At 72.8% G+C, this 23,806-nt stretch carries 24 protein-coding genes and 1 pseudogene; 5 read left to right on the top strand and 20 right to left on the bottom strand.

The genetic code is table 11. The annotated features are described in order from the left end of the window. Positions 1-54: 54 nt before the first annotated feature. The 6 genes from OHB04_RS16950 to OHB04_RS16975 form a co-directional block, all read right to left on the bottom strand. On the bottom strand, positions 55-1,254 hold the full coding sequence (locus OHB04_RS16950; protein ID WP_326807745.1) for a hypothetical protein: 1,200 nt from the start codon (positions 1,252-1,254) through the stop codon (positions 55-57). Positions 1,255-1,293: 39 nt separating this feature from the next. After that, positions 1,294-1,545, bottom strand: coding sequence for a hypothetical protein (locus OHB04_RS16955; protein ID WP_326688537.1), 252 nt, complete (start codon positions 1,543-1,545; stop codon positions 1,294-1,296). Next, positions 1,545-2,696, bottom strand: coding sequence for a tRNA (adenosine(37)-N6)-threonylcarbamoyltransferase complex transferase subunit TsaD (gene tsaD, locus OHB04_RS16960; RefSeq protein WP_326807746.1), 1,152 nt, complete (start codon positions 2,694-2,696; stop codon positions 1,545-1,547). The genes OHB04_RS16955 and tsaD overlap by 1 nt, the downstream gene beginning before the upstream one ends. Next, complete coding sequence (gene rimI / locus OHB04_RS16965; protein ID WP_326809464.1) at positions 2,689-3,288, bottom strand: ribosomal protein S18-alanine N-acetyltransferase; 600 nt, start codon at positions 3,286-3,288, stop codon at positions 2,689-2,691. Before rimI ends, tsaD begins: the two co-directional genes overlap by 8 nt. A gap of 101 nt (positions 3,289-3,389) precedes the next feature. Beyond that, positions 3,390-4,076: a tRNA (adenosine(37)-N6)-threonylcarbamoyltransferase complex dimerization subunit type 1 TsaB gene (gene tsaB / locus OHB04_RS16970; protein WP_326807747.1), complete on the bottom strand. Its 687-nt coding sequence runs from the start codon at positions 4,074-4,076 to the stop codon at positions 3,390-3,392. 33 nt (positions 4,077-4,109) lie between these two features. Beyond that, a complete protein-coding gene (locus tag OHB04_RS16975) occupies positions 4,110-5,420 on the bottom strand; it encodes an LmeA family phospholipid-binding protein (protein WP_326688540.1) in 1,311 nt (436 codons plus the stop codon). 396 nt (positions 5,421-5,816) lie between these two features. Here OHB04_RS16975 and OHB04_RS16980 point away from each other — a divergent pair, with 396 nt between their 5' ends. Continuing rightward, positions 5,817-6,380, top strand: a complete 564-nt coding sequence (locus OHB04_RS16980; protein ID WP_326688541.1) for a hypothetical protein — start codon at positions 5,817-5,819, stop codon at positions 6,378-6,380. 89 nt (positions 6,381-6,469) lie between these two features. Here OHB04_RS16980 and OHB04_RS16985 read toward each other — a convergent pair whose 3' ends face one another. From OHB04_RS16985 to OHB04_RS17025, 9 genes and pseudogenes are all read right to left on the bottom strand, one after another. Continuing rightward, complete coding sequence (locus OHB04_RS16985) at positions 6,470-6,706, bottom strand: hypothetical protein (protein WP_326688542.1); 237 nt, start codon at positions 6,704-6,706, stop codon at positions 6,470-6,472. 202 nt (positions 6,707-6,908) lie between these two features. Beyond that, positions 6,909-7,382 (bottom strand): tRNA (adenosine(37)-N6)-threonylcarbamoyltransferase complex ATPase subunit type 1 TsaE, encoded by a 474-nt coding sequence (tsaE, locus tag OHB04_RS16990; protein WP_326688543.1) that lies wholly within the window; start codon positions 7,380-7,382, stop codon positions 6,909-6,911. A 4-nt stretch (positions 7,383-7,386) separates the two neighbouring features. Continuing rightward, complete coding sequence (locus OHB04_RS16995; RefSeq protein WP_326692775.1) at positions 7,387-8,838, bottom strand: alpha/beta fold hydrolase; 1,452 nt, start codon at positions 8,836-8,838, stop codon at positions 7,387-7,389. 291 nt (positions 8,839-9,129) lie between these two features. Beyond that, positions 9,130-10,281: an alanine racemase gene (gene alr / locus OHB04_RS17000; RefSeq protein ID WP_326688544.1), complete on the bottom strand. Its 1,152-nt coding sequence runs from the start codon at positions 10,279-10,281 to the stop codon at positions 9,130-9,132. Positions 10,282-10,439: 158 nt separating this feature from the next. After that, positions 10,440-11,012: a DinB family protein gene (locus OHB04_RS17005; protein ID WP_326807748.1), complete on the bottom strand. Its 573-nt coding sequence runs from the start codon at positions 11,010-11,012 to the stop codon at positions 10,440-10,442. Between the two features lie 278 nt (positions 11,013-11,290). Beyond that, positions 11,291-12,757, bottom strand: coding sequence for an NAD(P)H-hydrate dehydratase (locus tag OHB04_RS17010; RefSeq protein ID WP_326807749.1), 1,467 nt, complete (start codon positions 12,755-12,757; stop codon positions 11,291-11,293). A gap of 115 nt (positions 12,758-12,872) precedes the next feature. Beyond that, positions 12,873-13,241 (bottom strand): holo-ACP synthase, encoded by a 369-nt coding sequence (locus OHB04_RS17015; RefSeq protein WP_326688547.1) that lies wholly within the window; start codon positions 13,239-13,241, stop codon positions 12,873-12,875. 157 nt (positions 13,242-13,398) lie between these two features. Then, positions 13,399-14,214 (bottom strand): annotated as a pseudogene (locus tag OHB04_RS17020) (hypothetical protein); the annotation flags it as partial. Positions 14,215-14,308: 94 nt separating this feature from the next. Further along, on the bottom strand, positions 14,309-14,545 hold the full coding sequence (locus OHB04_RS17025; protein ID WP_326688548.1) for a hypothetical protein: 237 nt from the start codon (positions 14,543-14,545) through the stop codon (positions 14,309-14,311). Between the two features lie 186 nt (positions 14,546-14,731). On the opposite strand from OHB04_RS17025, the gene coaA reads away from it, so the two are divergent. Beyond that, positions 14,732-15,715, top strand: a complete 984-nt coding sequence (gene coaA / locus OHB04_RS17030; RefSeq protein WP_326688549.1) for a type I pantothenate kinase — start codon at positions 14,732-14,734, stop codon at positions 15,713-15,715. 168 nt (positions 15,716-15,883) lie between these two features. On the opposite strand, the gene glmM is transcribed toward coaA, so the two are convergent. The 4 genes from glmM to OHB04_RS17050 all read right to left on the bottom strand — a co-directional run bounded on the left by glmM (position 15,884) and on the right by OHB04_RS17050 (position 20,265). Continuing rightward, complete coding sequence (gene glmM, locus OHB04_RS17035) at positions 15,884-17,245, bottom strand: phosphoglucosamine mutase (RefSeq protein ID WP_326688550.1); 1,362 nt, start codon at positions 17,243-17,245, stop codon at positions 15,884-15,886. Positions 17,246-17,440: 195 nt separating this feature from the next. Further along, positions 17,441-17,944, bottom strand: coding sequence for a 30S ribosomal protein S9 (gene rpsI / locus OHB04_RS17040; RefSeq protein WP_326807750.1), 504 nt, complete (start codon positions 17,942-17,944; stop codon positions 17,441-17,443). Positions 17,945-17,986: 42 nt separating this feature from the next. Then, complete coding sequence (gene rplM / locus OHB04_RS17045; protein ID WP_326688552.1) at positions 17,987-18,430, bottom strand: 50S ribosomal protein L13; 444 nt, start codon at positions 18,428-18,430, stop codon at positions 17,987-17,989. Positions 18,431-18,645: 215 nt separating this feature from the next. Further along, positions 18,646-20,265, bottom strand: coding sequence for an ABC-F family ATP-binding cassette domain-containing protein (locus OHB04_RS17050; RefSeq protein WP_326807751.1), 1,620 nt, complete (start codon positions 20,263-20,265; stop codon positions 18,646-18,648). Positions 20,266-20,330: 65 nt separating this feature from the next. Between OHB04_RS17050 and OHB04_RS17055 the strand changes: the two genes are divergently transcribed. The 3 genes from OHB04_RS17055 to OHB04_RS17065 all read left to right on the top strand — a co-directional run bounded on the left by OHB04_RS17055 (position 20,331) and on the right by OHB04_RS17065 (position 22,767). After that, positions 20,331-21,167 carry a hypothetical protein gene (locus OHB04_RS17055; RefSeq protein ID WP_326807752.1) on the top strand — a complete coding sequence of 279 codons (837 nt, stop codon included), beginning with the start codon at positions 20,331-20,333 and terminating at the stop codon, positions 21,165-21,167. A 161-nt stretch (positions 21,168-21,328) separates the two neighbouring features. Further along, a complete protein-coding gene (locus OHB04_RS17060; protein ID WP_326807753.1) occupies positions 21,329-21,580 on the top strand; it encodes a hypothetical protein in 252 nt (83 codons plus the stop codon). 11 nt (positions 21,581-21,591) lie between these two features. Then, a complete protein-coding gene (locus tag OHB04_RS17065; RefSeq protein WP_326688556.1) occupies positions 21,592-22,767 on the top strand; it encodes a flotillin family protein in 1,176 nt (391 codons plus the stop codon). 130 nt (positions 22,768-22,897) lie between these two features. On the opposite strand, the gene truA is transcribed toward OHB04_RS17065, so the two are convergent. Next, positions 22,898-23,746, bottom strand: coding sequence for a tRNA pseudouridine(38-40) synthase TruA (truA, locus tag OHB04_RS17070; RefSeq protein WP_326688557.1), 849 nt, complete (start codon positions 23,744-23,746; stop codon positions 22,898-22,900). Positions 23,747-23,806: the final 60 nt, after the last annotated feature.

Below are 23,806 nucleotides of genomic sequence, written 5' to 3' on the forward strand. Positions count from 1 at the left end.
CCCATCCCTGTCCCGCTGTCCCGACCCTCCGAACGTCCGCCCCATCCTGCCGCGTCACCCACGGTGAGCACACCTCGACTCCGGTCCGCGCTCCGGTGCTGGTAGCGGCGGCGCCACCGGCCCCGACAGGGGGAATCGGACGACTGTGTCCCGCAGGCGGACCACGTCCCATTTCGTCCCGGCTCCGTGCGCCTCCATGACCGCGGGCATCGGGCCGTGGGTCCCGTCGTCCAGATCGCAGTAGAAGGAGCAGTACGGGAAGGACCGGCGAGCGGCGGTGAGGAGCGCTCGGGTGACGACGGGGGCCTCGGGGGACGCGGGGGTGCGGGGGCCGCCCTCGAACTCCAGCTCGTCGTTGCCGAGCGGCACATCCAGGCGGACGGCACCCGCCACGCTGCCGTCCGCACGGTACGCGGCGACCAGCGGGGGCTGCTCGTACGCGTTCCACTCGTCCACGGGGAACCAGCGCTCGCGCAGTTCGGGGGCGGGCAGCCGCTCGGTCGGCCACGAGTCGGTGGCCAGCAGGGTGTCCTGCCAGGCGACGAGGACCTCGTCCGGGGCATCGCGGGGATCGCCGTAGAGCTCGACCGCGTAGCCGTCACACTCGCCTGACCAGCGCATCGGGACGCTCTCCGCGCTCTGCCGCGGACGGAGGGCGGGAACGCTGAACTGGCGGGTACGACCCACCACTTCGAACCCGCGTGCCAGCAGGAAGCGGTGCTCGTCGCCGCCGTTCGCCGCCCGCACCGACAGGGGCGGACGGCCGGAGAGACCAGCAGCTCCGGGAGTCATGGGAGCGCCAGGAGCACCAGGAGCCCCCGAAGCACCGGAAGCACCGGAAGCACCGGAAGTCGCAGAGCCCTCGAAGTCCGCCGCCAGTTCCCGCAGCGCTGCCAGAGCCCTCGTACCGTAGCCCTGGCGGCGCAGCGCCGGAACGATCTCCAGGTGCCCGGTGCGCTCGCCCGCCCCGGTCTCTCCCGCCCCGCGCTCGTCCATCAGCGCGAAGACGCCCGCCAGGCCGACCACGGCGCCGCCCGGCCCCCCTTCGCGGCAGCGGTCCCGGAGCAGCAGAGCGCGTCGCTCCCAGCCGTACGAGGACGGGTCGCGGTCCGGTCTGAGGATCGAACGGGCGGTGCCGACCGGCCAGCTCTCGGCAGGGCCGAGCGCGTGCAGCACCGCCTCTACGGCGTCGGTGTCCGCCGATCCCGGCTCCCAGGGCTCAGCCTCGACGCACACGGCCACCTCCACGGGCACGGCCCCAGGCGCTCCCCCACGCGCGGGCGGCGCCCCCGCTCACACCCGTACGAAGCGCCACCGGTGCACCGGCCTGGCGATCATGTCACCCGCCGGGTCGGGCAGTTCGGGCACGTCGGCGTCGTAGCCGCCCTCCCACCAGGTGATGACCAGCACGCGGTCGCCGGGCGCGGTGTAGTGCTCGCGGCGCTCGGGCTCGGCGGACAGCTCCTGGGCGCGGGCCCACTCCAGCAGTCCGGGGGCGCGGCCGGGGGCGGCCTTGGCCTCCCACATGAGGGCGACGGTCGACATCAGGCGTAGAGGTTCTTTCTGCTCAGCTCGTGCACGTGATCGTGGTCGTGGGTGTGGCCGTGGGCAGGAGCGTGGTCATGGCCATGGGAGTCGGCGTCGCCGCCGCCCGTCCCGGGCACATGCGGCTCCGTCACGGGCAGGGAGGAGTCGGCCGGCAGGTCCCAGTCCGAGGCCGCGCGTCCCCGGGCGACCATCTCGGCGCCGAGCGCGGCGACCATCGCGCCGTTGTCGGTGCACAGCTTCGGCCGGGGCACCCGCAGCGTGATGCCCGCGTCGGCGCACCGCTCCTCGGCCATGGCGCGCAGCCGCGAGTTCGCGGCGACGCCGCCGCCGATCATCAGGTGGTCGACGCCCTCGTCCTTGCAGGCCCGGATCGCCTTGCGGGTCAGCACGTCCGTCACAGCCTCCTGGAAGGAGGCGGAGACATCCGCGACGGGCACCTCCTCGCCCGCGTTCCGCTTCGCCTCGATCCAGCGGGCCACGGCCGTCTTGAGCCCGGAGAAGGAGAAGTCGTACGGCGCGTCGCGGGGGCCGGTCAGCCCGCGCGGGAAGGCGATGGCGGCCGGGTCGCCCTCCTTCGCGTACTTGTCGATCACCGGCCCGCCGGGGAAGCCGAGGTGGAGCACCCGGGCAACCTTGTCGAACGCCTCACCCGCCGCGTCGTCGATGGTCGAGCCGAGCGGCCGTACGTCCGAGGTGATGTCGGGGGCGAGCAGCAGTGAGGAGTGCCCGCCGCTGACGAGGAGCGCCATCGTCGGCTCGGGCAGTGCGCCGTGTTCGAGCTGGTCCACGCAGATGTGCGAGGCGAGGTGGTTGACGCCGTAGAGCGGCTTGCCCAGCGCGTAGGCGTACGCCTTGGCCGCCGATACGCCCACCAGCAGCGCGCCCGCGAGACCGGGCCCGGCCGTGACGGCGATGCCGTCGAGGTCGGAGGCGGCGACTCCGGCGTCCTTCAGGGCGCGCTGGATCGTCGGGACCATGGCCTCCAGGTGGGCCCGGCTGGCGATCTCGGGCACGACACCGCCGAAGCGCGCGTGGGTGTCCACGCTGGAGGCGATCGCGTCGGCCAGCAGGGTGTGGCCGCGGACGATGCCGACGCCGGTCTCGTCGCAGGAAGTCTCGATGCCGAGAACGAGCGGTTCGTCAGCCATGGCTCTCTGTTCCTTGGGGAGTGCTGGGGTGTGGTGAGGCGAGGGAGACGGCGGGCGGTCCGGCGGCGGCCGGCCCGGAAGCACCCGCTTCTGAAGCGGGTGTGGACGAACCCTGCGCGGCCGTCCCTGAGACGGACGCCGACGCCGACGCCGGGTCGGCGAGGCGCATGACCAGGGCGTCCACGTTGGCGGGCTGGTAGTAGCCGCGGCGGACGCCGATGGGGGTGAAGCCGAAGCGTTCGTAGAGGCGCTGGGCCGGGAGATTGTCGACGCGGACCTCCAGGAGGACCTCCGCGCATTCGAAATCCGTGGCGGCGCCCAGCAGAGCGCGCAGGAGGCGGGAGCCCAGGCCGGTGCCGCGGTACGCGGGCAGGACGCCGATGGTCTGTATGTCGCCCGTGCCGCTGACCGCGGCGAGGCCCCCGTAGCCCACGAGGTCACCCTCGGGGTCGACGGCCACCAGATAGCGGCGGGTCGCCCCCCGGCCGCGTGCGAGCGCCAGCTCCGACCAGAACATCCCCTCCGACCAGGCGTCCTCGGGGAACAGCTCGCCCTCCAGCGCCAGCACGGGCTCGATGTCCCACCAGCGCATCTCACGCAGCGTGACCTCGGGCGCCCCGTCCCCGGAAACCGACCCCGGGGCCGAAGCCACATCCCGGCCGCCCACGTCCTGACCGCCCACGTCCCGCTCGCTCACCGTGGCGTGACCACCTTGTAGTTCGCCGGCACCTGCGCGTCGGGGCGGCGCAGGTACAGCGGGTGGGGCGGCAGCAGTTCCTCGCCGCGGGCCAGCCGCTCGGCCGCGAGCCGGGCGAGCGCCCGGGCCGACAGGTCGGCGGGCAGATCGTGACGTACCCCACGGAAGACGTCCTCGTACAGCACAGCGCCTGCCCCCACGGAGGGCAGCCCGGCGATCTCGACCCCGATCCTGGCCCCGCTCCCGGCCAGCTCGGCGGGGCGGTCGACGGCCGGCTCGCCGACGCGGGTGCGGGCGTCGGCGTACCGCGCCCAGTAGACCTCCTTGCGGCGCGCGTCGGTGGCCACGACGAAGGGCTCGTCCAGGCCCGACCCGTACGCGATGCCGTCCAGCGTGCACACGCCGTGCACGCGCAGCCCGAGCGCGGCGCCGAACGCCTCGGCGGTCGCGAGGCCGACCCGCAGGCCCGTGTAGGGGCCGGGCCCGACGCCGACGACCACGTCCGTGACATCGGCCAGCTTCCGCCCGGCCTCATTCAGCACCCGGTCGACCGAGGGCAGCAGCAGCTCCCCGTGGCGGCGGGCGTCGACCTGGTGGGCGGCGGCGAGCGTACGGTCGCCGTCGGCGTCGTGGAGGGCGACGGTGACGGCGGGTGTGGCGGTATCCAGCGCGAGCATCAACACCCGTCCAGCCTACGGCGCCCGCGCGGCGCCCTCTCAGCCGTGCGCCGCCGCTGCCTCCTTCTTGGCGCCCTTGCCGAACGGCACGTTGACGCCCGTCAGGTCGGCGCGGATGCCGTCCTTTGCGACGGAAATCCCACGAAGCCGCACGTCACCGGGCATCTTGGGCAGCTTGAGGTTGAGCGCGAGCTTGTCGGCGAGCTTCGGCTCCTCGATCTTCTTGAGGCCCTCGACGAGCGCCGGGTCGATACCGATCTTCTTCAGCAGCGAGGGGTGCGCGACGACGGCGTCGAGCATGTTGATGCGCATCACCTTGTCCACGAAGCGCGGCTTCCCGGTCACCTTGTGCAGCTCGCTCTCGCTGTGCCGGACGCGCTGCATCCGCTTGTCCGACAGCCCGAAGCGGTGGGCGATGGACCGCACCCCGAACAACGCCCTGGCCTTGGACGCGTCGCGCTGGATGCGCTCGGCCAGCGGGCGGGACAGCCGCAGGCCCTCGTCCTTGCCGGTGCCGGGGGTGTAGCTGAAGAGCCGGGGGACGTCGAGCTTCATGTCCTCCACGGTGGTGCCCACGGCGTGGTCACCCGTTCGCTGGAGGTGGGCGCGGGCCCGCACCTTGACCTCGGTACCGGCGACGGGAAGCTTGCCGTCGGCCAGCACGGTGCTGCGGCCACCGTCGGTGAACTTGACCTGCGAGGTGCCCAGCTCGCGGTCGAGGTCGTCGAAGGCGATCAGCACGTCGCCCTTCATCCGGCCGAGCACCGCGCCCTGGATCGAGGACGGGGCGTCGCCGACGATCTTCACATCGTTCACGGTTCCGTTGACCTGCGCGACCGAGACGCGGCCCGCCGGCACATCGGGAATCGTCACCTCGACGTGGTCGAGCCGGTCGCCGGCCACCTGGGTCAGGAAGGGGAAGCCCTTGATGTGGACCTCGGGGCGCGCGTGCAGATGCAGCGAGTCCTGCACCTTCTCGGCGGCCTTGCCCTCGGCGTAGAGCGCGGCCCAGCGGTCGCCGACGCCGAGGAAGGCCAGCAGCGCCAGGCAGGCGATGCCGAGCTTGACGGTCATCGTGAAGCGGGACCTGCGCCGTCTGCGCACGGCCCGCAGATAGGGCATCCGGTCCTCGTACTCCGGCTCGTCGTAGTCCGAGCGGAGGCTGAAGCCGAGCGGGCCCTCGTCGTACGGGTTGTCGTGCGGGCTGCCCTCGGGCGCCGGGTCGGCGCCCAGCGCGTCGTAGGGGTTCGGCGTGGGGGCGCCGGTGGGCTCGGGCGCGTCGGACGGCGCGAGCGAGGCCAGCTCGTCGTAGGGGTTCGCCGACGCGGCGCCCCGGGCGGGGCCGGGCACCTGGGCCGACGAGGCTCCGGCAGCCGACGCGGCTCCCGCAGCCGTCCCGGCTCCCTGCGTCGCCCCGTGGGAACCGTGGGCCGTGGGGGATCCGGTACGCCGGTGACTCCGGGGAACCTGGCGGCCCTGCTCGCCCTGCGGGGTGGGAACTTTCGGTATGGGAGTTGTGGAGCTTGGCGATGAACCGTGGGGGGTCATCGCCATATGCGAACACAAGGCCAGGCGTTACTCCAAGTCTCCTCTTGAGCCGCCGTCCGGCCGGTGCCGGTCCGTCCTGAACCGCAGGGCCCTGCTGCTACCGTCAACTCCAGCGCGCAGGGGGGCGCGAGGGCGCGTGTACGGAAGGCGTACGGGATCCGCCCGCACGGGAGCACGCACGAGAGGTGGCGGCGCACGGTGGCACGCAGCAGCGGCAGCAGCGCGGGAGTTGTGGTGGCCGGGCTGACGGCGGCGGCCCTCGCGGTGATCGGCTTCTTCGCCTTCCAGGCCTCCGCCGCCCAGGACCGCGTCGAGAAGCCCTCTTCCGCCAAGTCCCCCTCCCCCTCCCACGACGCCGAGAAGCGGCCCCCGAAGAAGGACACGGCGCTGCCCGCCCGCTCCGGGAGCGGCTTCCGTGTCGTCTACGCGCTGGGGCGCGAGCGGGTCTGGCTGGTCGGCAAGGACGGCAAGGTCACCGACACGTTCACGGTGAAGCCCAGCACGGTCAGCCCGCCGTCGGGCACCTACAAGGTCAGCTCGCGCTCGTCGCACGTCACCGGCTCGGACGGAGTGCCGATCGAGAACGTGGTGCGCTTCACAGATGTCAAGGGCGTCAGCATCGGCTTCAGCGCGGCGCTGAACGGCGCGACGCCGGAGGCGGACACCTCGCGCAAGACGGGCGGCATCCGCGAGAAGCGCGAGGACGGCGAGAAGATGTGGCTGCACGCCACGATCGGCACCCGGGTCGTCGTCGTCCGCTGATATCTGCCCGGAGGTCGTCCTCCGGCCCGCTCGGAGAGCTCGTCTCGCTGAGGCACCGGCCCTGGCTGAGGCATCGGCCCCACGGGACGTTACGCCGCGCCCTTGTCCGGGAGGTTCACCGGCAGCTGCGGCAGCTCGGCGGGCTCGGCCACGCCCGCGTCGGCCGGAACATCCGCCGACGCTTCCGCCGGCACCTCGGACGGCGGCCGGGAGACAGCGGCAGCGGCGGCACAGGACGCGAGCAGTTCGCTCATCGGCGGCATGGGCCGGGCCTGCCGCGCCGCGTGGGTCCGCGTCGGCCGCTGCTCGGACTTTCGTGCCGTCATGGCTCCCTCCGGGGGCTTCAGGCGCCTGGTCGACTGCGCCGTCAGGCATACTTAGGCATACCTAACCGTGCTCTCAGCCCCCATGGGACCACGCGGCACACCGACCGCGCAACATCTTACCGACACCATGTCGGAACGTGAGACCGCGCGCCGCGACCCGAGACCGGCCGAGGAGGAGGGCGCGGGGCCCGACCGCGCCGGGTCAGCGCAGCGCCGTGAGGTCCTCCTCCGCCCAGCGCGCGCCGACGCCGGTGACGGTCACGGTCCGTACGCCCTCCGCGCCCCCTTCAGGGGCGCCGCCCGCTTCGTCCGCCGAGCCCAGCGACCGGGCGATGACGACCTGGAGCCGGTCCTCGGTCAGCTCCTCGACCTTGCCCTCGCCCCACTCGACGACGACCACGGACTCGGGCAGCGAGACGTCCAGGTCGAGGTCCTCCATCTCCTCCAGGCCGCCGCCCAGCCGGTAGGCGTCGACGTGGACCAGCGCCGGGCCGCCGGTCAGCGACGGGTGGACGCGGGCGATGACGAACGTGGGCGAAGTCACCGCGCCCCGCACACCCAGCCCCTCGCCGAGGCCGCGCGTCAGCGTCGTCTTTCCCGCGCCCAGTTCACCCGTGAGCATGACGAGGTCCCCGGCGCGCAGCAGCCCGGCGAGCCGGCCGCCCAGCTCGCGCATGCGCTCACCGGTCGGAACGGTAACGGTGACGCTGACGTCCCCGCGCCCCTCCTGAAGACGAGGAGCCTGGGGACGGGGAGCCTGAAGATCGCGAGGATGAGGAGTGGGGTGCTGGCCGTGCGGTGCTTCCATGCGTCCGGATGGTACGCGCCAGCAGTGCGGCCACGTTCTCGTTGACCACCTCGGGACGCTCCAGCATCGCCAGGTGTCCGGTGGCCTCCAGAATCACGAACGCCGCGTCCGGCAGCGCTCCCGCGATCCGCTCGCTGTGCTCGCTCGGCGTCATCAGGTCCCGGTCTCCGGCCAGCACCAGCGCGGGCAGCCCGTCGAAGGCGGCCAGGGCCCCGGTCTTCTCGTGCTCGGCGAAGGCCGGGTAGAACTCCGCGACGACGTCGACCGGCACCGACTCGATCAGCCGCTCGGCGAACCGCGCCACACCTGGGTCCACCTCGCCGACGCTGCCGAAGGAGTACCTCTTGATCACCCCGGCGAACAGGTCCGCCGTCGCGCGCCGCCCCCGCTCCACCAGTTCGGACTGCGTGCCCAGCGCCCTGAGCACCCCCGGCACCAGCCGGCGCACGGCCCGCACCCCGGCGGCCGGCAGCCCGTAGGTGACCTCGGCGAGCCCGCCCGCACTGGTGCCGAGGAAGGCGGAACCCGCCACACGCCCGGCGACGTACTCCGGATACTGCTCGGCCAGCGCCATCACCGTCATGCCGCCCATCGAGTGCCCCACCAGCACCACGGGCCCCTCGGGGGCCGCCGCGTCGAGGACGGCCTTCAGATCGCGGCCGAGCAGATCGATGGAGACCGGTTCCCCGGCGGGTGCGCGGCCGGAGCGGCCGTGGCTGCGCTGGTCCCAGTAGACGGCGCGGACCGCGCCGCGCAGCGCGGCCCGCTGGAAGTGCCACACGTCCTGGCTCAGGCAGTAGCCGTGCGAGAAGACCACCGTCAGCGGCGGCTCCCCGGCCTCACGGTCCTCACGCGCGGGCGGCGTACGGCGCAGCAGCCGCAGCAGCCGGCCGCGGTAGCCCTCCGGGAGGGGTCCGTCCCCGTCGCCCTCCGCGCCCCCGGCGTCGGCGCCGTCGGCGCCGTTCAGGTGTATGGGCTCCACCTCGGGGCCGCCCGCCCCGTCCCCGGAGGCCGCCGCCGATCCGGCCGCCTCACCGGCGAAGTCGGCGGGCTCGTCCACCTCGAAGTACAGCGCGGTGCCGTCCTCCGCGTACGCCGTGCCGGGGGTGCCCCGCAGCGAGCCGTACGGTCCGGACGCGTCCAGGGCGAGGCGCGCTTTACGGCGCACCGCGCGGTTGACGGTGAGTCTCTCCAGCGCGACCCCCGCGGCGACCACGCCTATGGCCGCCCCGGCGAGGCCCGCCTTGCGCGTCCAGCCGCCCGCCGGGCCCGTGGAGGTGAGCGCGTCCTCGGCGCCGCTCACCGCCTCGGCCAGCTTGCCCATCTCGACGGCGCCTGCCGTGCGCGAGGCGCGGCGGGCCTCGTCGGCGGCGCCCAGCGCCGCGAGGGCGCCGGCCGCCGTGTCGGTGTCCCTCATCCGCCGGCCTTTCCCGCGCGCAGTGCCGCGCCCACGCCCCGGGCCGCGCTTGCGCGCCCGGCCACGCTCGCGGCGATTTCGGCCGCCCCCGTCCTGCTGTCCTCGCTCATGCTCTGGCCACCGTCCGTCCCCCGTCGCCGTACCGTCCAGCCCCCGTGCGCGCGGGTGCGTAGGGTCACCCGTACGCGCGTATGCCCGTCACTCGTTCACATATACCCGGGGAACCCGGTGGCTGATCCGGGTGACGATCTCGTACGAGATGGTGCCCGTGGCGCGCGCCCAGTCCTCGGCGGTGGGCTCGCCCTGGTCGCCGGGGCCGAAGAGCACGGCCCGCTCGCCCTCGGTCACCTGGTCACCGCCCAGGTCGACCGTGAACTGGTCCATCGCCACCCGGCCCGCCACCGTGTGCCATTTCCCGGCCACCAGCACGGGACCCGCCCCCGAGGCGTGCCGGGGGATGCCGTCGCCGTAGCCGAGCGGCACCAGGGCCAGGGTCGTCTCGCCGGGCGTGCGGTACTGGTGCCCGTAGCCGACGCCGTGGCCGCCGGGCACCCGCTTGACCAGGGCGAGCGAGGCGCTGAGCGTCATCGCGGGCCGCAGCCCCAGCCCGTCGGCCGTGCCGACCTCGGGGGACGGGGAGAGCCCGTAGACCGAGACGCCGGTGCGGACGAGGTCGAAGTGCGACTCGGGCAGGGTGAGCGTCGCGGGTGAGTTCGCGTGGTGGCGCACCTCGGGGTCGAGCCCGGCGCGCTCGGCCGTGGCCAGGGCCTCGTGGAAAACCTCCAGCTGCGCGGCGTTGGCGGGGTGCCCCGGCTCGTCGGCGCAGGCGAAGTGCGACCAGATCCCGGTGACCTTGAGCGCGCCCTCCGCCTCGGCGGCACGCGCGGCAGCCACCAGATCCGGCCAGTCGGCGGGCGGGCAGCCGCTGCGGCCCAGCCCGGTGTCGGCCTTCAGGTGCACGCGCGCGGGGCGCCCCGCCACGCGCGCGGCGGCCACGATCTCCCCCAGGGCCCAGCGCGCGCTCGCCGAGACGTCGATGTCCTGCTCGATCGCCTCCCGCCAGGGGCTGCCCGGCGTCCACAGCCAGCACATGATCCGGCCCTGGTCCCCGGCGGCGCGCAGCGCGAGCGCCTCCTCGGGGGTGGCGGTGCCCAGCCACCCGGCGCCCGCCTGGCGCGCGGCGCGGGCGCAGGGGATCGCGCCGTGTCCGTAGCCGTCGGACTTCATCACGGCCATCAGCTCGGCGCGCGGGGCGCGTTCACGGAGCGTGCGGACATTGGCGCGCACCGCGCCGAGGTCGATCTCGACGCGGGCGCGCTGGGCACCGGCCGTCTGCTGCTGGTCGCTCACCCTCTCAGTGTCTCAGGTGCCGAAGATCACCCGTCGGCACAGACGCTCCCGTGACCGTCCGTCCCGCCCTCACGCCCGGCCGTCCATGCCTTCGTGCCCGGCCGTCCACGCCCTCGTGCCCGGCCCGTCCGCGCCTCGGGGGGCGCCGTGCCCCCGCCTCAGTGGCCGGTGGCCCCGTCGATGCGCTCGCGCAGCAGGTCGGCGTGTCCGCCGTGCCGGGCGTACTCGGCGATCATCCAGACGAGCACCCGCCGTACCGAGACGGGATCGCCGGTGCGCTTGTGCACCCCGGTGGCGTCCAGGTCCATGGCGGCGACGATCTCGCGGGAGCGCTCGCACTCCCGCCGCCATACGGCCAGCACCTCCGCCGGGTCGCCGTCCAGCCGGTCGAAATCCTGCTCCGGATCCTCGTTCGAGTAATAGAGCATCGGCGCCTCTTCGCCGCCCAGTTGGATGCGGAACCACCAGCGCTCCACGCCCGCCAGATGCCGCAGCAGCCCGTGCAGGCTCATCCCCGAGGGTGGCACGGAGCGCTTCGACAGCTCCTGGGGCGTGAGGCCCGAGCACTTGAGCACCAGCGTGTCGCGGTACCAGTCCAGCGAGCGGGTCAGTATCTCCCGCTCGCTCCCCACCAGCGGAAGCGGCTCCCGGTCGTCGTCCGCCCACAAGGCGGCGAAGTGCTGCGGCGTGGCCTGCCCCGGCGCGGCGTCCGAGGCGCTTTGATCGCTCATGCCCGGAGTGTGACACCGCCCACTGACAACGCCCCGCCCCAACTGCCGTCCCCCGGCGCGCTCCCCACGCGGGGCACTGGCTGTAGAAGCGGCTCGACGCCGCTTCCGTACGGGACCGGGCGCCCGCCCAGGAGGACGCCGCGGGCCGGTGTGCCCCGGCTCCCCGGCCCGTCAGGGGGTCACGTGCCGCCCCAGGAAGTCGACTGCCGCTCGGAAAGGCCATCGCTCGGAAGGCCGCCGCTCTGGAACGGCCGCCGCTCAGGAATCCGGTCGCCCCATCAGGAGGTGACGTCCCGCCACGCCTTCGAGAGAGCGTCGGCGACATCCGTGGCCGACGGCGGATCGGGGGCGAGACGGCCCGCCAGGCCGTGGAGGTAGGCACCCGCCGAGGCGGCGTCGAGGGCGGAGAGGCCCGCGGCGAGGAGCCCTCCCACCAGCCCGGTCAGCACATCCCCGCTGCCGGCGGTGGCGAGCCGGCCCGTTCCTGTGGCGTTCACCCGTACAGGTGAGTCTCCGGGCTCGGCGACCAGCGTCGTCGAGCCCTTGAGCAGCACGGTCGCCCCCGTACGCTCCGCCAGGTCCCGCACGGCCGACAGCCGACCCGCCTCCACCTCCTCGCGCGCCACCCCCAGCAGCGCCGAGGCCTCGCCGGCGTGCGGCGTCAGCACAGTGGGCGCGGTGCGCGCGCGCACCGCCGCGAGGTCCATCAGCCGCAGGCCGTCGGCGTCCACCAGCACGGGCACGTCCGAGCCGATCACCTCGGCCACCGCCTGACGTGCCGCCGGCTCGTCGCCGAGCCCCGACCCGGCAGCCCAGGCCTGCACCCGGCCCGCTCGCCGGGGCGGCCCGGCGGAGACCAGTGTCTCGGGAAAGCGCGCGATGACCGCGTCCGATCCGGGCCCCACGTACCGCACTGCCCCGGCCCCGCTGCGCAGCGCGCCCGAGACGGCCAGCACGGCGGCGCCGGGATAGCGCGCCGAGCCCGCGACGACGCCGACGACACCGCGCCGGTACTTGTCGCTCTCGGCCGACGGCCTGGGCAGCAGCCGGGCCACATCGGCGTGCTGAAGCGCCTCGACCGCCCCGTCCTGTGGCAGGTGGGGGTCCAGGCCGATGTCGATGAGCCGTACGGCACCCGCGTACTCCCTCGCGGGGTCGATCAGCAGCCCCGGTTTGTACGCACCGAAGGTCACCGTCGCGTCGGCCCGCACCGCGGCGCCGTTCACCTCGCCGGTGTCGGCGTCCACCCCGCTGGGCAGGTCGACGGCCACGACGGGCACGCCCGCCTCCCGTACGAGGTCGGCCAACTCCACGGCGGCGGGCCGCAGTCCGCCCGTCCCGCCGATGCCGACGATTCCGTCCAGCACCAGGTCGGCCCGCCCGATGATCCCGGCGACCGGCTCGGCCACCCCTTCGACGACCGCGCCGGGCGCCACGACGGAACGCCCGCCCGCCGCGCGCAGCGCCGCGAGCCCGCCCTCGTGGGCGCGCTCGGGCGAGAGCAGCACCGCGGTCACCCCCGCGCCGCGCCGCGCCAGCCGGGCCCCGGCGTAGAGCGCGTCCCCGCCGTTGTCGCCGCTGCCGACGAGCAGCACCACCCGCGCCCCGTACGTCCGCCCCAGCAGCCGGGCGCACGCGACCGCGAGCCCCGCCGCGGCACGCTGCATCAGCGCCCCGTCCGGCAGCCGCGCCATCAGCGTCCCCTCGCCGGCCCGCACCGCCTCCACGCCGTAACCAGTCCTCATCCCCCCAGTGTGGCGCCCACCCCGCAACGACGCGCCCCGGGCCGGAGATCAGCCCGGCCCGCGAGGCTCCGTCGCCCACCCCGGCCACTGCACGCTGACCGCTCGGCCACCCCGCTCAGCCCTCCGCGACCACCACGGCCGAGGCCACGCCCGCGTCGTGCGAGAGGGACACATGCCAGCTGCGCACCCCCAGCTCCGCTGCCCGTTCCGCGACCGTGCCGCGCACCTTCAGATAGGGCTGGCCGGAGTCGGCCGTGCGGACCTCGGCATCCGTCCAGCGGAGGCCCAACGGCGCGCCCAGGGACTTGGCCAGGGCCTCCTTGGCCGCGAAGCGGGCCGCCAGCGAGGCCACCCCGCGGCGCTCCCCGCTGGGCAGCCACAGCTCACCGGCCACGAACAGCCGGTGCGCCATCGCGGGCGTGCGCTCCATGGACACGGCGAAGCGCTCGATCTCCGCGACGTCGATTCCCACCCCGATGATCACCGCTGCCTCACCCTGACCGCCCTCGCTTCCTTCGCGCCCCGTCCATGCCCCGGCCCGTCCATGCCCGGTCCGTTCACGCCCGGTCCGTTCCGTGCCCGCCCCGGTCCAACGGGGCGACGTCACCGACGTGGCGAGATTACGCGTCCGCCTTCACCGCCGCGCCCTCGAAGTCCGTGACGGTCATCCCGCCCGCCCGGCGCAGCTCCACCACCTGCTCCCGGCCCTCGCCCCCCAGCTCCACCACCTCGCGCACGCCGCCCAAGGCGCCGGCACCAGCGCCGACGCCGTCGTCGAACACCGCCGCGTCGGAGGCCAGGACGAACTCCCCGTCACCGTCCCCGTCGCCCCACCCCGCCACCAGCGGCGCGTCACGGCACGCGCCGACCATCGCGTCCGGGTCGTCGGCGTGCACGGCGACGAGCGTGAACGTGCCCTCCAGGCGGCGGCAGATCTGCCGCACCGCCTCGGCCAGCTCGCCGCAGGAGGAGAACGCCTCGGCGAGCAGCTGCGCGACGGCCTCCGTATCGGTCTCGGAGGCGAGTTCGTGGCCGCGCCCGCTCAACTCCGCCCGCAGCGCGGCCCGGTTGCCGAGCGTGCCGTCCTGCACGACCGCGACGCGGCCCGCGCCGTCCAGGTGGGGGTGCGCGTCAGCCTCGCCGAGTACGGCGTCGGCCCCGCCCGGCACGCTGGAGCTGCCCAGCACGCGGGAGCCGCCGGTCGCGGCACCGTGCTCGGCGCCGTGCGACGCGCGGCGGAGGTGGCCGAGCGCCGTTTGTCCCGCCGGCAGTGGCCGGGCGGCAAGCTCCTCATGAAGGCCGGCGAGGGTGCCCACGCGCTTCGCCGCCGCCAGCTGCCCGTCGGCGAGGACGGCGACCCCCGAGGACTCGTCGTCCGGGCGCTCCAGCCGCTGAAGGCCCGCGAGGACGACGTCGAGCGCCGACTGTCCGCCCACGTAGCCGACGATTCCGCACATGGATACCCCTTCCAGCCCCGTGACCTGCCATGTCTACCGCACAGGCAGGGCTGGACACCCCAGGGACCCCGTCACCGTCACCCGGGCGCGGGGCTCACTCGCCGAGCGCCATCCGGTCTATGGCCTCCCCGACCAGCTCCAGATACTCCGACTCCTCGCAGCGAGGCTTGCTGCCCATCACGTACATGTCCAGCGACTCCGTCAGGTCTTCCAAGAGGTCCTCGTCCGGGAGGCCGTCGGTCAGGTCGCTGTAGACATGGCCTGCGTAGACGTCCAGGGATCTATCGGGACGGTTACGTCTGAGGCGCTTGAGGCTTAATAGATGCGACATGGGCGGAATATAGCGATAATCACACCCGCCGTACACCTTCTCTACGTTCAGAACTCCACACGCCTGTATCTCCTCGAAAGGTTCCCAGGTCACACGAGAAGAGGGAATCGAAAGTCACTGATAGGCCAGAACCGTTCCGGGGCCCCCGGACGTGAGAGCGGCGCTCCGGCCGCGCAGAATGGCCAGGTGCCCACGAAGCCCTACCTCGACCTCAGCCGCGCGGAGTGGAGCGCCCTGCGCGCACGAACGCCCCTGCTGCTCACCGCCGCCGAGGTCGAGAACCTCCGCGGCCTGGGCGACGTCATCGACCTGGACGAGGTACGGGACATCTACCTGCCGCTCTCCCGGCTGCTCAACCTCCACGTGGAAGCCACGCACGGCCTGCGCGGCGCGCTCAACACGTTCCTCGGCGACAAGGGCCAAAGCGGCGGCACGCCGTTCGTGATCGGCGTCGCGGGCAGCGTCGCCGTCGGCAAGTCCACGGTCGCGCGCCTGCTCCAGGCGCTACTGGCCCTCCCCCGGCGCCTCAGCGGCGCGGGAGACGCGGGAGACGCGCCGATGCCCGAACACCCGCGCGTCGAGCTGGTCACCACGGACGGCTTCCTGCTGCCCAAGGCCGAGCTGGAGCGGCGCGGGCTGATGTCCCGCAAGGGCTTCCCCGAGTCCTACGACCGCCGGGCCCTCACCCGCTTCGTCGCCGACGTCAAGGCGGGCAAGCCCGAGGTGACGGGGCCGGTCTACTCCCACCTGATCTACGACATCGTGCCGGGCGAGACGCTGACGGTGCGCAGGCCCGACATCCTGATCGTCGAGGGCCTCAACGTCCTCCAGCCCGCGCTCCCCGGCAAGGACGGCCGCACCCGCCTCGCCGTCGCGGACTACTTCGACTTCTCGCTGTACGTCGACGCGCGTACGGACGACATCGAACGCTGGTACCTCGACCGCTTCCGCAAGCTGCGCGAGACCGCGTTCCAGAACCCGCGCTCGTACTTCCACAAGTACACGACGGTCTCCGAGGAAGAGGCCCTCGACTACGCCCGCAACACCTGGCGCACCATCAACGAGCCCAACCTCCGCCAGAACATAGCCCCCACCCGCGGCCGAGCGACCCTCCAACTCCACAAGGGCCCGGACCACAAGGTCCGGAGACTGTCACTGCGCAAGCTGTAGACGCACCCACCGCCGCAGCGGGCGGGCGTTCCGCGGGGCAGGGGGCACCTCCCCGGCCCGGGGCGCCGGGGAGGCCGGGAACAACGGAACCGCACCCGCCCACCCACCGCACCCCGCACCCGCACCCGCACCCGCACCCGCAAGCACTGCCGGCGCACCCGCCACGCGTCAGCCCAGCGTCCGCTTCACCACATCGGCAAGCCGCCCCGCGACAGCCCGGGCATGCTCGATATCCGCGGCCTCCACCATCACCCGCACCAGCGGCTCGGTCCCGGAGGACCGGAGCAGCACGCGCCCGGTCTCTCCCAACTCGCGCTCGGCCTCCGCGACAGCGGAAACCAGCTCGGGAGCGGTCGTGACTCGCGACTTGTCCACGTCCGGCACGTTCACCAGGACCTGCGGCAGCCGCTCCATCACCCCGATCAGCTCCGCCAGCGGCTTCCCCGTCGCCGCGACGCGAGCGGCCAGCATCAGGCCGGTCAGCGTCCCGTCGCCGGTGGTGGCGTGGTCGAGCACGATCACGTGCCCGGACTGCTCGCCGCCCAGCGAGAACCCGCCGCGCTTCATCTCCTCCAGCACATAGCGGTCGCCGACCGCGGTCTGGAGCAGCGAGATGCCCTCACGCTCCAGCGCGAGTTTGAAGCCGAGGTTGGACATGACCGTGGCGACGACGGTGTCCTTGCGCAGCTGCCCGGCCTCCTTCATGGCGAGGCTGAGTACGGCGAGGATCTGGTCCCCGTCGATCTCCCCGCCCGCCGCGTCCACGGCCAGGCAGCGGTCGGCGTCGCCGTCGTGGGCGACGCCCAGGTCCGCGCCGTGATGTACGACGGCGTCCCGCAGCCCGTCCAGGTGGGTGGAGCCGCACTCGTCGTTGATGTTGAGCCCGTCGGGGTCGGTGCCGATGGTCACGACGTCGGCGCCCGCGCGCGCGAACGCCTCCGGGGAGACGCGGGACGCCGCACCGTGCGCCCCGTCGATGACGACCTTGAGCCCGTCGAGCCGGTTGGGGAGGACGCCGACGAGATGGGCGACGTAGTTGTCGAAGCCCTCGTCGTAGTCCTTGACCCGGCCCACCCCGCCGCCGACGGGCCGCGCCCACGCCTCGCCCGCCGCGTGCTCGCGGTAGAGCGCCTCGATACGGTCCTCCAGCTCGTCCGCGAGCTTGTGGCCGCCGCGCGCGAAGAACTTGACGCCGTTGTCGGGCATCGGATTGTGGCTGGCCGAGAGCATCACGCCCAGGTCGGCGCCCAGCGCTCCCGTCAGATAGGCGACGGCGGGCGTCGGCAGCACGCCGACCCGCAGCACATCGACCCCGGCACTGGCCAGACCCGCCACGACGGCGGCCTCCAGGAACTCCCCGGAAGCGCGGGGGTCGCGCCCGACCACGGCCATCGGCCGGCTGTCGCCGCCCCTCACACTTGCCTCGGTCAGCACGTGGGCCGCCGCGACCGAGAGCCCGAGCGCCAGCTCGGCCGTCAGCCCCTCATTGGCGACGCCACGTACACCGTCCGTACCGAAGAGTCGTGCCACAGTCGTTCCTCCGAGTTCCGCGGGCGTTCATCACACGGGCTTCCGCGAGCCCGTTACACCAGGTATACGCCCTGTATTCCCCGTGGCGGTGCGGGGCCGTCGCCACCAAAAGACGGATGCCCCGTCGGCACCGAGGTGCGGACGGGGCATCCAGGCTGAAGCCTTCGCAGCCGACAGCCTCCAGCCGGCGCCAGGTCAGCGCTTGCTGTACTGCGTGCCCTTACGGGCCTTCTTGAGGCCGGCCTTCTTGCGCTCGACGGCACGCGAGTCACGCGTGAGGAACCCGGCCTTCTTGAGCGTGCCGCGGTTGTTGTCGACGTCCGCCTCGTTCAGCGCGCGGGCCACGCCCAGGCGCAGGGCGCCGGCCTGACCCGAGATGCCGCCGCCGGAGATACGGGCGACCACGTCGTAGCGGTCGTCCAGCTCCAGGACCTTGAACGGCTCGTTGACTTCCTGCTGGTGCACCTTGTTGGGGAAGTAGCCCTCAAGGGTGCGCCCGTTGACCTTCCACTTGCCGCTGCCCGGAATGATCCGGACGCGGGCGATGGCGTTCTTACGACGCCCGGTGCCGGCGGCCGGCTGCGGGTCGCCGAAGCGGGACGCGAGGGACTCGGAGGTGTACTCCTCCGGGGCCTCGGGGGTCTCGGTGGTGTATTCCTCGACGCCCTCGACGGGGGTCTCGGCGGTGGTCTCGGCCACGATTCTCCTCAGCTTCTCTTCAGTCTTAGGGGGTGGCCGGACTTACTGCGCGACCTGGCTGATCTCGAACGGCACGGGCTGCTGAGCAGCGTGCGGGTGCTGGTCGCCCGAGTAGACCTTCAGCTTCGAGAGCATCTGACGGCCCAGGGTGTTCTTGGGGATCATGCCCTTGACGGCCTTCTCGACCGCCTTCTCGGGGTTCTTGTCCAGCAGCTCGTCGTAACGGACGGAGCGCAGACCACCCGGGTACCCGGAGTGGCGGTACGCCAGCTTCTGGATCCGCTTGTTGCCGGACAGGTGCACCTTGTCGGCGTTGATGATGATGACGAAGTCACCAGTGTCAACGTGGGGCGCGTACACCGGCTTGTGCTTGCCCCTCAGGAGAGTGGCGGCCTGAGAGGCCAGACGGCCCAGGACCACGTCCTGAGCGTCGATGATGTGCCACTGGCGCTGGACGTCGCCGGGCTTGGGGCTGTACGTACGCACGGTCGTAGCCTTCGCTTCTTCAGTGAATTGGGTCCTGACAAGGCCACCAACAGATCATCCCGAACAGGACCGCACGCGGTGACGCAACCGCACACGACCGCCAGACGTCAGCCGGTGAGCCGGTGTAAAGACCCCCCACGTGAGAACAGGCAAGCCAATACACACAACGATCCGCCAGAATACCGACCCTCCCCCGCAAGGGTCAAAACCGGGGTTCACCGCACCCGCGCAACCCGCCCCTCCCCCCACACCGGCTCCGACGCCTCCCGCACCCGGCCGTCCGCACCGAAGACGAGATAGCGGTCGAAGGAGCGCGCGAACCAGCGGTCGTGCGTCACCGCCAGCACCGTGCCCTCGAAAGACTCCAGCCCCTCCTGAAGAGCCTCCGCCGACTCCAGGTCCAAGTTGTCCGTCGGCTCGTCCAGGAGCAGCGCCGTCACTCCCCCCAGCTCCAGCAGCAAGATCTGGAATCGGGCCTGCTGGCCGCCGCTGAGGCGGCCGAAGGGGAGCTCCGCCTGGCGGGTCAGCTCGTAGCGGCGCAGGACCGACATCGCGGCGCCACGGTCCCGCGCGTGCTCCTTCCACAGGATGTCCAGGAGCGTGCGCCCCTCCAGCTCGGGGTGGGAGTGGGTCTGCGCGAAGTGGCCCGGGACCACGCGCGCGCCCAGCTTCCACGCGCCCGTGTGCGCCACCTCACCCCCGGCCAGCAGCCGCAGGAAGTGGGACTTGCCCGAGCCGTTCGAGCCGAGCACGGCGACCCGCTCGCCGTAGAAGACCTCCAGGTCGAAGGGGCGCATCAGCCCCGTCAGCTCCAGGCCCTGGCAGGTCACGGCCCGCACGCCCGTGCGTCCGCCCCGCAGCCGCATGCGGATGTCCTGTTCGCGCGGCGGCTCCATCGGCGGGCCCGCCTCCTCGAACTTCTGAAGGCGCGTGCGCGCGGCCTGGAGGCGGGAGGCCATGTCCGAGTTGAAGGCGGCCTTCTGCTTGTACATGATCACGAGCCGCTTCAGCTTGGCGTGCTCCTCGTCCCAGCGCCGCCGCAGCTCCTCGAAGCGCGCGAACCGCTCCTTGCGCGCCTCGTGGAACGTCGCGAAGCCCCCGCCGTGCACCCATACGTCGCTGCCGGCGGCGCCCGGCTCGACGCTGACGATGCGGTCGGCCGCGCGGGCGAGCAGCTCACGGTCGTGGGAGATGAACAGCACCGTCTTCTTCGTCTCGCGCAGCCGCTCCTCCAGCCAGCGCTTGCCGGGGACGTCCAGATAGTTGTCCGGCTCGTCCAGCAGCAGCACCTCGTCGGTGCCGCGCAGCAGCGACTCCAGCACCAGCCGCTTCTGCTCACCGCCGGAGAGCGTGCGCACCTGCCGCCACTGCGCCTTCTCATACGGGATGCCCAGCGCGGCGACCGTACACATGTCCCACAGCGTCTCGGCTTCGTACCCGCGCGCCTCGGCCCAGTCGGCGAGCGCCTGCGCGTACTGGAGCTGAGCCTTCTCGTCGTCGACGGTCATCACCGCCAGTTCCGCCTCGTCCACGGCGCGCGCCGCCGCGCGGATCTCCGGGTGGGCCACCGAAACCAGCAGGTCACGCACCGTACTCTCGTCCCGTACGCTCCCCACGAACTGCGGCATCACCCCCAGCCCACCGCTGATGGTGATCGTCCCCGCCTCGGGTTTCAGCTCCCCCGCGATCAGCCGCAGCAGCGTCGTCTTGCCCGCGCCGTTGGCCCCCACCAGCGCCACCGAGGCGGCCTCGCCCACCCGCAGGAAGGCGTCGTCGAAGAGCGGCCTCCCGTCGGGAAGGTAGTACTCCAGATGTGCCACCTCGACATGTCCCATGTGCGGGATTGTCACCGTCGCCGTACCCCTCAACCAAGCGAATATCGAGCGCATAAGATGCGCCCATGAGCTTTGGGCAGGGGGGACCCGAGTGGGGTTCCGGTTCCACACCGGACTGGGCCGCGCTCGCCGAGCAGGCCGAACGCCACCGCAGCAGGCGCCGCCGCTGGCTGATGGCGGGCGGCGGCGCGCTGGCGACCGCCGCCGTCGCGGGCATCGTCGCGTTGGCCGTCGTCAACGAGGGCGGCGGGGACGGCGCCTCCGACAAGCCCTCCAGCTCGCTCCCGGCGCCCGAGGACCTGCCCTCCAGCAGCGACGCGCAGCCCACCTTCAAGGACGAGCCGCCGCCCCCGCCGCCGCCCAGGGACTTCATCGCCGACGCCGAGCACGACAAGGCGCCCCTGAGCGCGGCCACGCTCTTCCCGGCCAAGCGCATCACGGTCAACGGCCACTCCTACAAGCTCGCCTCCACCAGCACGAGCAAGAACTGCGCCCAGGCGGCACACGCGGGCCTCGGCCCGGTGCTGACCGGCAACGACTGCGACACGCTCTACCGCGCCACCTTCACCAGCAACGGCCTCGCCGTGACGGTCGGCATCGCCGCATTCGAGGACGCGAAGACCGCCGCGAAGGTCAAGAAGCAGTACCGGCCCAACCTGGTGGCCCTCCCCGGCAACGGCGTCCCCGACTTCTGCCGCACCGTCACCTGCCGTACGACGGCCAACAGTCTGGGCCGCTACGCCTACTTCACCATCGCGGGCCGCACCAACGGCAAGGAGTCGGGCCCCTCCGACACCCAGGCCCAGAAGGTGGCGCTCGACGGCTCCAACTACGCCTACGCCCGCGTCCTCCAGCGCGGCCGGGCCCAGTCCTCCGAGGCGGCCAAGGAACCGGCCTCCTGAAGCGGGCTCCGAAGCCGGGCCCTGGATCCGGGGTTTGCGGATCGGCCCCTGACGACACACAACGCGGTAACGAAGTTCTCCCTGTGCGCGGGCGCGCCCGGTCAGAGCGCTAGGGTCCGTGGCAGACCGTCAGGGCTGGGGGGACGAGGGGGCATCCGCCGATGGAGCGGGACGAGACCGTGATCGGCTGCGCCGGGGTACTGGTCATCGGCACCCGAGGAGCCGCAGGACCGGGCGAGGTCCTCGTACGGATCAGAGGCGGCACCGAGGCCTATCTCGCCTGGTCCCCCGAACCGTTGCCGGCCGGCGTGACCGTGCTCGTCATCGAGTCCCGCGGCACGCGCCAGGTCGACGTCAGCGAGTGGACCGACCCCCTCGACACGCTCACCGGCGGTATGGACCAAGCCAGTTGAGGAGATGAAGGATGTTCGGATATCGCGTCCCCGCACCCGACGAGGCGATGCTCATCTCAGGCGGCAGGCGAGGGCTGAAAGGCGCGCCCTTCCGGGTGGTGACCGGACACGGCAAGTTCGTGCTGCCGATCTTCCGTAAGACCCGCTTCCTGACCCTGGCGATGCGCGAGGCCGAGGTGGCGGAGACCTGTGTGACCCGGCAGGGCATCGTGCTGACGGTGCGCGCCGTGATCGCCTTCAAGGTCGGCAACGACACCGAGAGCATCGTCAACGCCGGGCAGCGCTTCCTTTCGGAGCAGGAGCAGATGTCGGTGCTGACGGGGCGGATCTTCTCCGGTCACCTGCGCTCCATCATCGGCTCCATGACGGTCGAGGAGATCGTCACCGAGCGGCAGAAGCTCGCCACCGAGGTGCTGGAGACGTCGAAGACCGAGATGGGGAAGATCGGCCTGATCGTCGACTCGCTCCAGATCCAGTCCATCGACGACGGCGACACCGGCTACATCGAGGCGATGTCGGCCCCCCACAAGGCGGCCATCCAGCGGCAGGCCAAGATCGCCGAGGCGAAGGCCACCCAGGCGTCGGTCGAGGCCCAGCAGGAGGCGGAGCGCAACCAGGCCGAGTACAACCGGCAGACCGCCGTCGTCCAGGCCGAGTACAAAGCCGAGGTCGACCGCGCCCAGGCCCAGTCCGCGCAGGCCGGACCGCTCGCCCAGGCGCACGCCCAGCAGGAGGTGCTCGCCGCACAGACGGAGCTGGCCGAGCGCGCGGCACGGCTGCGTCAGCAGGAGCTGGTGGCCGAGGTCGTCAAGCCCGCCGAGGCAGAGGCCGAGCGGATCAGGGTGGTGGCACTGGCCGACGCCGAACGGATGAAGATCCAGGCCGAGGCCGCGGCCTCCCACGACCGCGTCGCCCTCGACCAGCTGCTGATCAATCAGCTTCCGGAGATCGTCAAGGAGGCGGCGGCGGGCCTGTCCCACGCCAACGTCAACGTCCTCAACGGCGCCGACGGCCTCGGCGAGATCGCCGCGGGCCTCGTCGGCCAGGGCCTGACGATCCTGGACACCGTCAAGCAGAACCTGGGCACGCCCGGCGCCGAGAAGGGGGCCGAGCGAGCCACGACGACAAAGCCCCGCACCCCGCAGCAGCGCAGCGGCCCGGACGACGGCCCGGTCGCGATCCCCTGATTCCGGGGATCCGCACACACCGCCGAGGGGTTCGTACGGACCCGCCGAGGGATTCGTACGAACCCCGCCGAGGGATTCATACGAAACCCCGCCGAGGGATTCGTACGGACTCGTCGAGCGGTCGTACGGTTCAGCAGCAGCCGGACCCGTCCCCGCTGCCCGGCAGGGTCCGCTTGTTGCGGGACGCCAGGTTGCGGGCGGCCAGCTCGTCGTCGGCCGGGTACCCGACCTCCTCCAGGGTCAGCCCGTGCGGCCGTACGACGTGGACGGCCGAGTCCCGCACCCCGGCGGCCAGCACTTTCGCGGGCCACTCCGGGGGACGGTGCCCGTCGCCGACGAACAGCATGGCGCCCACCAGCGAGCGGACCATGTTGTGGCAGAACGCGTCCGCCCTGACCGTCGCCTCCAGCACCCCGTCCTCGCGCCGCACCCACTCCAGCCGCTGGAGCGTGCGGATCGTCGTCGCGCCCTCACGCTTCTTGCAGTACGCCGCGAAGTCGTGCTCGCCCACCAGGCCGCCCGCGGCCTCGTTCATGGCGTCGAGGTCCAGCGGCCAGTTGTGCCACAGCACATGGCCACGCTGAAGCGGATCGGCTCCGCCGGGGTGGTCGGTGACGCGGTAGGCGTAGCGGCGCCAGATCGCGGAGAACCGCGCGTCGAAGTGCGCGGGCGCCTCGCTCACCCGGAAGATCCGTACGTCCATGGGCAGCCGCCCGGCGAGCCGGCGCAACAGCCGCTCCCCGTGCTCGGCCCAGACGTCCCCGGGCAGGTCGACGTGGGCGACCTGCCCGCGCGCGTGCACCCCTGCGTCGGTCCGCCCGGCCACGGTCAGCTCCGGCTTCTCCGGCAGCCGCAGGACGACCCCCAGCGCGTCCTCGATCTCCTCCTGCACCGTCCGCCGCCCCCGCTGCCGGGCCCACCCGGAAAACTCCCGCCCGTTGTAAGCCAGATCCAGCCGCACTCGCACCACGTCACTCACGGTCCGATCTTCTCATTGCTCCAACCAGGACCCGCCGCACACGACAAAGTGGGCCCGCCC

Origin of the sequence: Streptomyces sp. NBC_01775 (assembly GCF_035917675.1) — a bacterium.
Taxonomy (GTDB): domain Bacteria; phylum Actinomycetota; class Actinomycetes; order Streptomycetales; family Streptomycetaceae; genus Streptomyces.